This is a genomic window from Rhodococcus sp. BP-349, assembly GCF_019835845.1.
Taxonomy (GTDB): Bacteria; Actinomycetota; Actinomycetes; order Mycobacteriales; family Mycobacteriaceae; genus Rhodococcoides.
Window position 1 is genome coordinate 459,419 of sequence record NZ_JABUDR010000002.1, and the last position, 11,764, is coordinate 471,182.

At 70.1% G+C, this 11,764-nt stretch carries 10 protein-coding genes and 1 riboswitch; of the genes, 6 read left to right on the forward strand and 4 right to left on the reverse strand.

The features are described from left to right. Positions 1 to 145 precede the first annotated feature (145 nt). Together pta and HQ325_RS12570 are read left to right on the forward strand one after the other, a co-directional pair. Positions 146 to 2,263: a phosphate acetyltransferase gene (pta, locus tag HQ325_RS12565; RefSeq protein ID WP_222629995.1), complete on the forward strand. Its 2,118-nt coding sequence runs from the start codon at positions 146 to 148 to the stop codon at positions 2,261 to 2,263. Next, positions 2,260 to 3,447, forward strand: a complete 1,188-nt coding sequence (locus tag HQ325_RS12570; protein ID WP_027506225.1) for an acetate kinase — start codon at positions 2,260 to 2,262, stop codon at positions 3,445 to 3,447. The genes pta and HQ325_RS12570 overlap by 4 nt, the downstream gene beginning before the upstream one ends. Here HQ325_RS12570 and HQ325_RS12575 read toward each other — a convergent pair whose 3' ends face one another. The 3 genes from HQ325_RS12575 to HQ325_RS12585 are packed head-to-tail and all read right to left on the reverse strand — an operon-like array spanning position 3,448 to position 8,053. Further along, entirely contained in the window at positions 3,448 to 5,769 is a 2,322-nt protein-coding gene (locus tag HQ325_RS12575) for a serine/threonine-protein kinase (RefSeq protein ID WP_222629997.1), read from the reverse strand. Positions 5,770 to 5,771: 2 nt separating this feature from the next. After that, on the reverse strand, positions 5,772 to 6,743 hold the full coding sequence (locus HQ325_RS12580) for a glutamate ABC transporter substrate-binding protein (protein WP_222630000.1): 972 nt from the start codon (positions 6,741 to 6,743) through the stop codon (positions 5,772 to 5,774). Continuing rightward, on the reverse strand, positions 6,743 to 8,053 hold the full coding sequence (locus HQ325_RS12585) for a hypothetical protein (RefSeq protein WP_222630004.1): 1,311 nt from the start codon (positions 8,051 to 8,053) through the stop codon (positions 6,743 to 6,745). Before HQ325_RS12585 ends, HQ325_RS12580 begins: the two co-directional genes overlap by 1 nt. A 118-nt stretch (positions 8,054 to 8,171) precedes the next feature. On the opposite strand from HQ325_RS12585, the gene HQ325_RS12590 reads away from it, so the two are divergent. After that, a complete protein-coding gene (locus HQ325_RS12590; protein ID WP_222630007.1) occupies positions 8,172 to 8,864 on the forward strand; it encodes an NUDIX hydrolase in 693 nt (230 codons plus the stop codon). A 3-nt stretch (positions 8,865 to 8,867) separates the two neighbouring features. Here the strand turns inward: HQ325_RS12590 and thiE are convergent, their stop codons facing one another. Continuing rightward, positions 8,868 to 9,551: a thiamine phosphate synthase gene (gene thiE, locus HQ325_RS12595; RefSeq protein WP_222630010.1), complete on the reverse strand. Its 684-nt coding sequence runs from the start codon at positions 9,549 to 9,551 to the stop codon at positions 8,868 to 8,870. 43 nt (positions 9,552 to 9,594) lie between these two features. After that, a riboswitch (TPP riboswitch) is annotated at positions 9,595 to 9,702 on the forward strand. On the opposite strand from thiE, the gene thiO reads away from it, so the two are divergent. From thiO to HQ325_RS12610, 3 genes are all read left to right on the forward strand, one after another. Then, on the forward strand, positions 9,695 to 10,789 hold the full coding sequence (gene thiO / locus HQ325_RS12600; RefSeq protein WP_222630012.1) for a glycine oxidase ThiO: 1,095 nt from the start codon (positions 9,695 to 9,697) through the stop codon (positions 10,787 to 10,789). It overlaps the preceding riboswitch by 8 nt. Positions 10,790 to 10,798: 9 nt before the next feature. Beyond that, positions 10,799 to 11,005 (forward strand): sulfur carrier protein ThiS, encoded by a 207-nt coding sequence (gene thiS / locus HQ325_RS12605; protein WP_027506232.1) that lies wholly within the window; start codon positions 10,799 to 10,801, stop codon positions 11,003 to 11,005. A gap of 43 nt (positions 11,006 to 11,048) precedes the next feature. Further along, positions 11,049 to 11,756, forward strand: a complete 708-nt coding sequence (locus HQ325_RS12610) for a thiazole synthase (protein ID WP_261778376.1) — start codon at positions 11,049 to 11,051, stop codon at positions 11,754 to 11,756. The last annotated feature ends 8 nt before the right edge of the window (positions 11,757 to 11,764 follow it).

Genomic DNA, 11,764 nt, shown 5'->3' on the forward strand with positions numbered 1-11,764 from the left:
CGAGACCGCCTGACGGGACAGTTGTGGGCACACAAGTATTATGCTTGCGTAGGCTAAGGAAGTGCGGAGTAGTTCCCGAGATCACACCGCAACCGGGTGACATCGCCTCGGACTGCCGCGACATCGTGGCCGTTAGGCTGAGTCCATGGTCGCCGCGCCCGCAGACACGCCCAGCTCGCCCGTCTCCAGCATCTACATCGCGTCGCCCGAGGGGGACACCGGCAAGTCGACCATCGCGTTGGGGCTGCTGCGCATGCTCGGTGCCTCGACGGCTCGGGTCGGTGTGTTCCGGCCGATCGCTCGGTCGTCGTCCGAGACCGACTACATCCTCGAGCTCATGATCGACCACACCACCGCGGACACCACGTACGAGCAGTCGCTCGGCGTCACCTACGACGAGGTGCACGCGGATCCCGACTCCGCGCTCGCCGAGATCGTGCGCCGCTACCACGACGTCGCGTCCCAGTGCGATGCCGTGGTGATCGTGGGCAGCGACTACACCGATATCGCCAGTCCGAGCGAGCTGGGATTCAACGCGCGCGTCGCCGTGAACCTGGGCGCTCCGGTGCTCCTCGCGCTGCGCGGCTCCGAACGCACGCCCGAGGAGATCGCCCACCTCGCCGACGTGTGTCGATCGGAACTGTCGACGCACCGCGCCCATCTGGCCGGCATCGTCGCCAACCGGTGCGATCCCGATGCGTTGGAGGACGTCATCGCGCACCTCTCGACCGAGGACGTGCCGGCGTGGGCTCTGCCCGAGGTACCGCTGCTGGTCGCACCGACCATGGACGAACTGCTGCACGCGATGAAGGGCGAGCTCTACAGCGGCGATGCCGAATTGCTGCAGCGCGAGGCGCTGCGCGTGATGGTCGGCGGCATGACGGCCGAGCACATTCTCGAGCGACTCACCGAGGGAGTCGTCGTCATCGCCCCGGCCGACCGCTCCGACGTCGTGCTGGCTCTCGTCAACGCTCACGAGGCCGAGGGGTTCCCGTCGCTGGCCGGCATCGTCATGAACGGCGGACTGACACCGCATCCCATGATCGCCAAGCTCATCGAGGGTCTGCAGCCCCGACTCCCGATCCTCACCACCGACCTCGGAACCTTCGACACCGCGAGTGTGGCCGCGTCCACTCGCGGGCGGGTGGCCGTCGGATCGCAACGCAAGGTCGACACGGCGCTGGCGCTCATGGAGCGCCACGTCGACGCCGCCGAGATCCTGGGCCGCCTCGACGTCGCGATGCCGTCGGTGGTGACGCCGCAGATGTTCGAGTACCAGCTCATCGACCGGGCCCGCGCCGACCGCAAGCACATCGTGTTGCCCGAGGGGTCGGACGACCGGATCCTGCGCGCGGCCGGACGACTGCTGCAACGGCAGGTCGCGGACCTGACCATCCTCGGTGACGAGGCGGCGATCACGCGCAGGGCCGGGGAACTGGGGGTGGACCTGTCCGAGGCCACCGTGCTGGATCCGACGAACTCGGAGTACACGGACGACTTCGTCGCGGAGTACGTCGAGCTGCGCAAACACAAGGGCATGACCGAGGACAAGGCCCGCGACATCATGTCCGACATCTCGTACTTCGGAACCATGATGGTGCACAAGGGCATTGCCGACGGCATGGTCTCGGGCGCCGCACACACCACGGCGCACACCATCAAGCCGTCCTTCGAGATCATCAAGACCATGGACGGGGTCTCGACGGTCTCGAGCATCTTCCTGATGTGCCTCGCGGACAAGGTGCTCGCCTACGGCGACTGCGCCGTGGTTCCCGACCCCACGTCGGAGCAGCTCGCCGACATCGCCGTCTCGTCCGCGGCCACCGCGTCGATGTTCGGCATCGAGCCGCGCGTGGCGATGCTGAGCTACTCCACCGGGGATTCCGGATCGGGTGCCGACGTGGACAAGGTCCGGACCGCGACCGACCTCGTCCGCGACAGAGCGCCGGATCTGCTGGTGGAGGGGCCGATCCAGTACGACGCGGCCATCGACCCGTCGGTGGCGAAATCCAAACTGCCCGACTCCGAGGTGGCGGGCCGGGCGACCGTGTTCGTCTTCCCCGACCTCAACACCGGCAACAACACGTACAAGGCGGTGCAGCGCAGCGCCAACGCCGTGGCCGTGGGACCGGTCCTGCAGGGACTGCGCAAGCCCGTCAACGACCTCAGTCGAGGAGCCCTGGTGCAGGACATCGTGAACACGGTGGCGATCACCGCCATCCAGGCCCAGTCCGGTACCGACGGTCTCGAGGTCGCGAAGTGAGCACGGTGCTGGTCGTCAACTCGGGATCGTCGTCGGTGAAGTTCCAGGTGGTGGACCCCGACTCGGGACACAGTGTCCTGCAGGGCATCGTCGAGCGCATCGGCGACGCCGACGGGCGCGTGGCCGTCACCCGCGGCGACGACACGACGGAGAAGACGACCGATATCCCCGATCACGTCACGGGCCTCCGGCTGGCGTTCGAGATGATGGCCGACGCGGGACTGCCCCTGGCGGAGGCGGGCATCACGGCAGTGGGGCATCGAGTGGTGCACGGCGGCACCGTCTTCAGCGAGCCCACCCTCATCGACGATTCGGTCGTGGCCACCATCGACGAGCTCAGTGCGCTGGCGCCCCTGCACAATCCGGCCAACCTGCGCGGGATCGAGGTGGCGCGCCGGGAGCTGCCCGACGTGCCGCAGGTCGCCGTGTTCGACACGGCGTTCTTCCACACCCTCCCCGCCGCCGCCTCGACGTACGCCATCGATGCGGCCACCGCCGCCGAACACGACATCAAGCGGTACGGGATGCACGGCACGTCCCACGAGTACGTGAGTGGCCGCGTGGCAGAGCATCTGGGACGGTCGCCGTCGGACGTGAACCAGATCGTGCTGCACCTCGGCAACGGTGCCTCGGCATCGGCCGTGCGCGGCGGTGTCGCGGTCGACACGTCCATGGGTCTCACCCCGCTCGAGGGGCTCGTGATGGGAACCCGCAGCGGCGACATCGATCCCGGCATCGTGATGCACCTGCGGCGCAGTGCCGACATGGACGTCGATGCCATCGACGAACTGCTCAACCGCCGCTCCGGTATCAAGGGACTGAGTGGTGTCACCGACTTCCGTGAGCTCCGGCGCCTCATCGACGACGGTGACGAGGCCGCGGCCCTGGCCTTCGACGTGTACGTCCATCGCCTGCGGCGCTACCTCGGCGCGTACATGATCGAGCTGGGCCACGTGGACGTCGTCACGTTCACCGCCGGCGTGGGCGAGAACTCCGCCGAGGTGCGTGCAGCGGCCCTGGCGGACCTCGAGATGTACGGGATCGAGCTGGACGAGGAGCGCAATGCCGAGCGCGGCAAGGGAATCCGGGTCATCTCGACGGACGATTCCCCGGTGACGGTGCTCGTGGTGCCCACCAACGAGGAGTTGGCCATCGCCCGCGCCGCGGTGGCTCTGATCGGCTGATCAGAAGAGCGACTTGGGCCGCACCGCGTTGGCCAGGTCCACCAGGGCGAAGCGGTGCGACCGGGTGCGCGCGGTCCGGGCGAGGGATCGCAGGGCGGTCTCGGCGCCCGTCCGCAGGCCGTCCCGCGTGAAGGGCACGCCGAGCAGCGGCACCGCCGACTCGGGGGCGCGCCCGGACTCCATCCACTCGAGCGCGGTGCCCAGGACGACCGTCCGCAGTTGCAGCGCACGGGGTTCGCGCGCCGGCAGCGCCTCGACGCGCCGTGCCGCCTCGTACAGTGCACCCTCGTCGATGTCGGCGGCGGCCCCCGAGAGCAGCGTCAGCACCCCGGTCATGCGTGCCATCGAGTAGTGCCGTGACGTGGCGGGCACCAGATCGAGAGTCAGGATGGCGTCGAGCAGCGCGCCGCGTTCCGCGAGCCGCCGGGCGAGACCGAACGCCGCGCTGACGATGGTGCGATCGGTCCGCCACACCGTGGTGTACATGGTCTCGGCCAGGGCGCACCACGTGTCGTGGCCGTCGTCGGATGTCTGCTGCGCCAGCAGTTCCGCCGTGGCCGCGAGCGCGAGCTTGGGTGCGACCTCGCCGGGCATCGCGGCGAGCACCGAGTCGAACTTCTCGGCGGCGTCGACGAAGTTGCGGCACAGTAGCGCGATGGTGCCGCGGTGCCAGTCGACGCGCCAGTTGCCCGTCACGTCGTCCAGTCTGCGTATCACCTCGGCGGCCGAATCTCCCTCGCCGAGATCGAGATACGCGCGCGCCTCGGTCAGCACCGCTTCCACGGACCCGACGGAGTCGTCGCCCACGGTGCGATCGAGGCCGTTCTCGCGAGCGAGGCGCAGCGAGTCGAGCGTCTGGTGCGGTTCGCTGTGCACGGCCGCGGCGATGAGCTGCGCGCTCGGGTCCGACGTGTCGATCAGGGGGACGGGAAGCGCGGCAACCACGTCGCGCGGGTCGAGCCTGGCGACGCGGTGCCGTCCGTCGATGTACACGTCGGTGACGGCGACCTGCTCGTCGGTGCCGAAGGTGGTGCGCTGCGGGCTGAACACCGACGACAGCGACGGGTGGCTGTCGCCCGTCTGCTGCGAGAGGATCTCGCGCAGAACACCACTGAGCTGACTCGCAGCCTCGTCGGCGCTGCGGAACCGGGTGAGCGGGTCGGCGGCCGTAGCGCGTCGGAGCAGCCGGGCGAAGAACTGGTACTCCTGCAGGACGGGCGCGTCCTCGGGGATGCCGTCCACGTACCGCCCGTGCTCCGAGGCGATCTCGAGCGTCAGGACCGCGAGAGTGCGACCCACGGTGAAGATGTCGGACGCCACCGTGGGTCCGGTCCGCACGATCTCCGGTGCCTGGTACCCGGCCGTGCCGTAGAGGTACCCGTAGTCCTCGAGCTGGCTCACCGCGCCCAGGTCGATCAGCTTGATCTGGTCCTGCGTCACCATGACGTTCTCGGGTTTGAGATCGTTGTACGCCAGGCCGATGGAGTGCAGGTAGGCCAGTGCGGGCATCACCTCGAGGAGGTAGGCGATGGCCTCCTGCACAGGCAGTTTGGTGCGCGCCGGGTTGTCGGTCATGATCTGGCGCAGCGTGCGGCCGCCGACGTATTCCATGACGATGTACCCCGTCGAGGACGGCGTCTCCCGCGAGCCGGGCGCGAGGGGGCGGGGGTGCTCGACGAAGTTGTAGATCTTGACGATGCCGGGGTGGGTCACCTCGGCGAGGAACTGACGTTCCGCCATCGCCACCGCGTGCGCCTCGGCATTGCCGAAGTGCAGCAGGCCCTTGAGTACCACCCAGCGATCGCTCACGTTGCGATCGATGGCGAGGTAGATCCATCCGAGTCCGCCGTGTGCGATGCAGCCCTGCACCTCGTACTGCCCGGCCACCATCTCACCCGGTTCGAGCAGCGGAGAGAAGTCGAAATGCGTTCCGCATCTGTCGCAGTCACCCGACGGATGGGCGGGCCTGCCGTCGACGCTCCGCCCGACGGGGGCGTTGCACTTCCAGCAGAACCGCTTGCTCTCCGGGACGCGGGGGTCCGACATGACCGCAGTCGCGGGATCGACCTCGGGGATCCGCGGCAGTTCGACCAGACCACCACCGAGGCGGCGGCGCTTACCGGTCCGCACGCGGCGGCTCGGCCGCGAGGTGCGCCCCGTGGTGTCCTCGCGCAGCGCGGCCCGCGTGGCGTCGTCCTCCTCGGGGCGCACCGAGGCCCGCGTCGCGTCGGAATCCTGCTCGCGTAGGGCGGCGCGGGTCGCGTCGGGATCCTCGTCGCGCAACGAGGCCCGGGTCGCCTCGAGATCGGGTTCGGTACTCATGATCAACCGTTGTAGACGGGGAAGGGGGCGCCGGGAGACGGGCCGAGGACGGACAACCACTGGGTGTAGAGGCGGTTCCAGGTCCCGTCGCCGCGAATGCGTTCGAGCGTCCTGTTGACGACACGCACGAGGTCGTCGTGACCCAGCGTCACGCCGATCCCGTACGGCTCCGCGGCGATGGAGAACCCGACGATCTCCAGGTACGGATCCTGGGAGGCGAGTCCGGCCAGGATCGCGTCGTCGGTGCTGACGGCGTCGACGCCGCCCTGCTGCAGCACCACGAGACAGTCCGCCCAGCTGGGCACGCTGATGATCTGCGCGCTGGGCTGCAGGCGCTGGATGCGCAGCAGCGACGTGGTTCCCGCCGCGGCGCACACGCGGCGTCCGCCGAGGTCGCCGACACCCGTGATGCCCGAGCCCTTGACGGCCAGGACTCGTTGATCCGCTTGGTAGTACACGGTGGAGAAGGTCACCCGCTCGCGCCGCGCGCACGTGATGGTCATGGTCTTGACGACGATGTCGACCTCGCCCTCGGCAAGGGCGTCGATCCGCTCGGCGGACGCGAGGATGCGGTACTCGAGCCGGTCCGGGTCCCCGAACAGATCGCGGGCGACCTCGCGGGCGATGTCGACGTCGAAGCCGACGATCTCACCGCTGACGGGATCGCGGAAGCTGAACAGGTTGCTGCCGGTGTCCAGCCCGACGACGAGGCGCCCGCGGGCGCGGATCGCATCGACGTTCGGGGCGGGCACGGGTGCGCCGTCCGGAGCCGCGTAGTTCGGTCGCAGACTCGCGCGGGGGTCGCCGCAGTCCTCCACCGGCGGCATCGGTGCGCCCGGGGTGACGCCCGCGGCCCCGTCGGGCAGCGGTTCGGCGACCGTGGCGCGGTCCGGCGCCTCCGGCACCGGCGTGGTGTCCGCGCAGCCCGTCAGGACGAGGAGGAGAGCGGAGGCGACCACAGCCGCGCGGCGCATCACAGATACTCCCGGATGCGCGACCACATACCGCCCACGACGGCGAGCACGGCCAGGCCGCAGACGATGCCGGTGCCCACGGTGAGACCGGCCAGCACACCCGAGGCACGCTGGAGATCGTCCCGCAGTGATGCGCGGGAGGCCTCGATCTCCTCGACCAGAGCCGAGTCGAGCCGACCGAACACGTCACTGGAGTCGCCTGCGGCCGTTCCGGTGGCGATGGTGACGGCCGTGTCGAAGTCGCCGACGTCCAGCGACGCGTTCATCCGGTCGTGGGAGCTGGTCCAGAGCGACACCAGCGCGCGGGCGTCGTCCATCCGGGGACTGTGCGTGTCGTCGTCGTGCGCGAGCGTGCCGAGGGTGTCGGCGAGGCCGGACACCGCGTCGGAGTACGACTTCTCGTAGTCGGCGAAGCCGCCGCGTCGCGTCATACCGATGGTCTCGTCGGCGCGCGCCTGCTGCGCGAGGATCCGACTGGTGGTGAGCAGGTCGAGGGGCTCGGCGCCGCGCACCAGCGCGCGGTCGGTGGCCGTCGACGAGATGAGCCCCGCGACGAGCATCCAGCCGAGCAGCAGGACCACACCCACCGTGGCGCCCGCGAAACCGACGTTGACGGTGCGCTTGGTCTTTCGGCTCAGGAATATCTGCGCGCCGATCAGCACGAGCACGGTGATGCCCAGCACGACGAACGCCGACCAGGGGGGTGTCGCGAACTGGCGCTGCGCGTCCGACACGTCACCGGATTTCTCCGCGTGCAATTGCTCGGCCCACGGCAGGATCGTGTTCTGCATGAGCGTCGACGCCTCCGCCAGGTAGGCGGCTCCCACCGGGTTGCCGACGCGATTGTTGGTCCGCGCGGTCTCTATCAGGCCGGCGTACAGCGGCAGGTTCGTGGAGATGGTCGCCAGCAGTTGCCGGGAGGTCGCGTCGTCACTCGCGAGTCCGGTGGACGCGCGGACCACCTCGCCCGCCGCCGCTCCGAGCGAGTCCGTGTATCGACCGCGGACGTCGCCGGGTTCGAGGCCGCCGGAGAGAAAGGCCGTCGCCGCCGTCGCGTCCGCGACTGACAGCTGCACGTACAGGTTCTGCGCCGCATCGGACAGGGGCTCGGTGCGAGCAAGCAACAGGTCGAGAGTGCGCTGGCGATCGGACACCGACAGCGTCGTCACGAGAGCAGTGGTCACCAGCGTCGCGACGACCAGCAGGCCCACCGCCAATAGGCGTACCGGGGTGGAGCGGAAGAACTCCGAACGCTCGGAGCGGGTGTCGACGGGCGCGCGCAGAGTCAGCGCACTCGTCTGCTGTGACACCTCGACCCCTTCCCGCGCGATCGGTCGCCCTCATGTCCGGATTCGAGCATAGGCCCACCGTGGTCCGAGCACAGGCAACGCGAGGAGCAATAAGGTGGGGGAATGCGGACGGTGAACCATGCGCGGTGACGGAGACGGCTGGGTGTTCAGCAGCGACGGGAGCCGGCACTGGGGACGACACGGTGCGGCCGGTCTGCTGTTGCGGGCTCCGACCGTGTCGGCAGGCTCCGTGGTTCTGCTGCAGCACCGGGCGGCCTGGAGTCATCAGGGCGGGACGTGGGCGTTGCCCGGTGGCGCTCGGGACAGTCACGAGAGCGCCGTCCACGCGGCCGTGCGCGAGGCCGGCGAGGAGGCGGGCATCACCGACGACCAGTTGACCGTGCGGGACGAGCACGTCACCAGGGTCGAGGACTCGGGGTGGTCCTACACCACCGTCGTCGCGGACGCCGAGCACGAACTCGACACCGTTCCCAACGGTGAGAGCACCGAGCTGCGCTGGGTCGCCGAGCACGAGGTGGACTCGCTGCCGCTGCACCCCGCCTTCGCCGAGAGTTGGCCGTCGCTGCGCACCGTGCCCGTCCGCGCGGTCCTGGCCGCCGACGCCCCCGACGAACTCCCGGCGCGCACCGTGCGGCTCGCCGTCGGCAGCTTCGGGTGGATCGTCGACACCGTGCGTGCCGAGAACGTGGACGCGGCGCTCGCCGCCGTCCGGAACGACACCGAACTGCGCGTCGTCGTCGTGACGGCCGACGACGCGGTGCGCTCGGCGGTCCCCGCCGACGTCACCGTCCTGTCGCCGGACGGACTCTGACGGTCAGACCGACGGCAGCAGATCGAGCAGTCGACGGGCCGCCGCCTCGGGGTCGCGAGCCTGCGTGATCGCCCGCACCACCGCGATGCGGGACGCGCCCGCCTCGAGCGCCTGCGCGACGTTGTTCTCCTCGACCCCGCCGATGACGAACCACGGCCGGGTGGGATGCGATTCGGCGACCTCACGCACGACGTCCAGGCCCGCGGCCGAACGGTTCGGCTTGGTGGGAGTCGCCCACACCGGTCCCGTGGCGACGTAGTCGACGCCGTCCTCGATGTCGGCGAGCGTGGCCTGTGCCCGGTTCTGCGTGGAGCGCCCGATGACGACGTCCGGGCCCACGATGCGGCGCGCGTAGTGCACCGGCAGATCGTTCTGGCCGAGGTGCAGCACGTCGGCGCCCGAGGCGAGCGCCAGATCGGCACGATCGTTGACGGCCATCAGCGCGCCGTGACGGCGGCACGCGGCGGAGATGACCGCGAGAGCGGCGAGCTCGTCCTTCGCCTCGATGGCGCCGTACTTCTTCTCACCCGCCGACCCCTTGTCGCGGAGCTGCACGATGTCGACGCCCCCGGACAGCGCCGCGTCCACGAACTTGGCCAGGTCGCCGGTGTCGCGGCGGGCGTCGGTGCAGAGATACAGACGGGCGGTGGCGAGCCGCTCGCGGGCGGTGGTCCTCGAAGTCGTCACGAGTGTGAATGTAGTACCACCCAGTACTGCGGTTAGTGTGAAGGGGAACGAACACGGGAGTCCCGGACGGGGCTGAGAGTGGGCGAGGGCGCCCAGACCGTAACCACCTGACCCGGGTCATGCCGGCGGAGGAAGTGAGTTTCATGCAGCGTTCCGTCTCCGTCGTGGGCGGCGGGGTGATCGGCCTCTTCTGCGCCCGCGCCGCCGCGGCGGCGGGATGGTCCGTCACCCTGCACGACCCGACGTTCGGTGCACGCGCGGTCGGCGACGGCGCCGCCAGCTGGGTGGCGGGCGGCATGCTCGCGCCGCTGTCCGAGGGCTGGCCCGGCGAACATGCACTCCTGGCACTCGGTTCCGCGTCGCTGCGGCGGTGGCACGATCCGGTGCTGCGCGCGGATTTGGAGGGGCGCGGTGTCGTCGTCTCGAGTGGGTCGTTGACCGTCGCGTTCGACTCGGCCGACGCGGCGGACCTGCGCACCGTCGCCGACTGGGTGGGTGCGCAGGGCCACGATCTCGAGATTCTCTCGCGTAGCGAGGTCCGCACTCTGGAGCCGTCGCTCTCGCCGCGCGTTCGCCTGGGCCTCTCGGCGCCGGGGGAGTTGTCGGTGGACAACCGGGCGCTGGTGCTCGCGTTGGAGTCCGCGGTCCTCGACCGCGGAGTGCAGATCGTGCGCACTCCGGTCGCCGACCTCGATGCGCTGACCACCGATCGTGTGATCGTCGCCGCGGGGTGGTCCACGTCCCGTCTGCTGCCGGACGTTCCGGTGCGGCCGGTGAAAGGCGAGATCCTGCGCCTACGTGCGCGCCCCGGCTCCGCGAGTGCGCCGACGCGCACCGTCCGCGCGAGCGTCAACGGTCGCGCGGTGTACCTGGTCCCCCGTGGCGACGGTCTGGTGGTCGGTGCGACGCAGTACGAGCACGGTGACGACACCGCCGTCACCGTCGCCGGCGTCCGCGACCTCCTGGCGGACGCCGAGGCCGTGTTCCCGGCCGTCGGTGACTACGAGTTGGCGGAGACGGCGGCGGGCCTGCGGCCGGGGAGCCCGGACAACATTCCCGTCATCGGGCGGCTGGACCACCGCGTGATCGTCGCCGCCGGGCACGGTCGCAACGGGGTGCTGCTCGCGCCCGTCACGGCGGACGCCGTGGTGGCAGAACTGGAGGGCGAGCCGTTGACAGAGGCGGCATGCGCTCTCCCCGAACGGTTTCCGAGTCTCACGCGAGATCGGGCACGGTAGGAGACGAACATGACCGCAGTGGGTGTCACCGTCAACGGTGCGGATCACGACCTCGAGCCCGGCACCACGGTGCAGGACATGCTGACCCAGCTGGGCCTTCCCGAGAAGGGCATCGCCGTGGCGGTGGACGGGATCGTGCTGCCGCGCTCGCGGTGGGGCGAGGACGTGGGCCGCGGCTGGACCATCGAGGTGCTGACGGCGGTGCAGGGTGGCTGATCAGCTGACCATCGCCGACCGCACCTTCTCCTCCCGCCTGATCATGGGCACCGGGGGCGCGGCCAACCTCGCGGTGTTGGAGGAGGCCCTCGTCGCTTCGGGTACGGAACTCACCACCGTCGCTCTGCGACGCGTCGATGCCTCGGGCGGCACCGGGGTGCTCGATCTGCTCACGCGCCTGGGCATCGCGCTCCTGCCCAACACGGCGGGATGTCGCGGCGCCGCCGAGGCAGTGCTCACCGCGCAGCTGGCACGAGAGGCGTTGGAGACCAACTGGATCAAGCTCGAGGTGATTGCGGACGAGCGGACCCTCCTGCCCGACGCCATCGAGCTGGTGCGTGCCGCGGAGCAGCTCGTCGACGACGATTTCGTCGTGTTGCCCTACACCACCGACGATCCGGTGCTCGCGCGTCGCCTCGAGGACGTGGGGTGTGCCGCGGTCATGCCGCTCGGATCGCCCATCGGGACGGGTCTGGGCATCGCGAATCCGCACAACATCGAGATGATCACCTCGGCGGCGGGGGTTCCCGTGGTGCTCGACGCCGGCATCGGTACGGCGAGCGACGCGGCACTCGCCATGGAGCTGGGGTGCTCGGCGGTGCTGCTCGCCACCGCGGTGACGCGCGCTCGTGATCCGCGAATGATGGCCTCCGCCATGGCCGATGCGGTGCGCGGCGGACGATCGGCGGCGTTGGCCGGTCGGATCCCGAAGCGGTTCTGGGCGCAGGCGTCCTCGCCCGACGTCGACTGACCACCCCG

What these genes read in the sequence shown, in the direction of transcription:
- thiS (WP_027506232.1), top strand. Translation starts at nt 10,799, where the DNA reads ATGACCGCAGTGGGTGTCACCGTCAACGGTGCGGATCACGACCTCGAG.
- thiO (WP_222630012.1), top strand. Translation starts at nt 9,695, where the DNA reads ATGCAGCGTTCCGTCTCCGTCGTGGGCGGCGGGGTGATCGGCCTCTTC.
- HQ325_RS12575 (WP_222629997.1), bottom strand. Translation starts at nt 5,769, where the DNA reads ATGAGTACCGAACCCGATCTCGAGGCGACCCGGGCCTCGTTGCGCGAC.
- HQ325_RS12590 (WP_222630007.1), top strand. Translation starts at nt 8,172, where the DNA reads ATGCGCGGTGACGGAGACGGCTGGGTGTTCAGCAGCGACGGGAGCCGG.
- HQ325_RS12610 (WP_261778376.1), top strand. Translation starts at nt 11,049, where the DNA reads ATGGGCACCGGGGGCGCGGCCAACCTCGCGGTGTTGGAGGAGGCCCTC.
- pta (WP_222629995.1), top strand. Translation starts at nt 146, where the DNA reads ATGGTCGCCGCGCCCGCAGACACGCCCAGCTCGCCCGTCTCCAGCATC.
- HQ325_RS12580 (WP_222630000.1), bottom strand. Translation starts at nt 6,743, where the DNA reads ATGCGCCGCGCGGCTGTGGTCGCCTCCGCTCTCCTCCTCGTCCTGACG.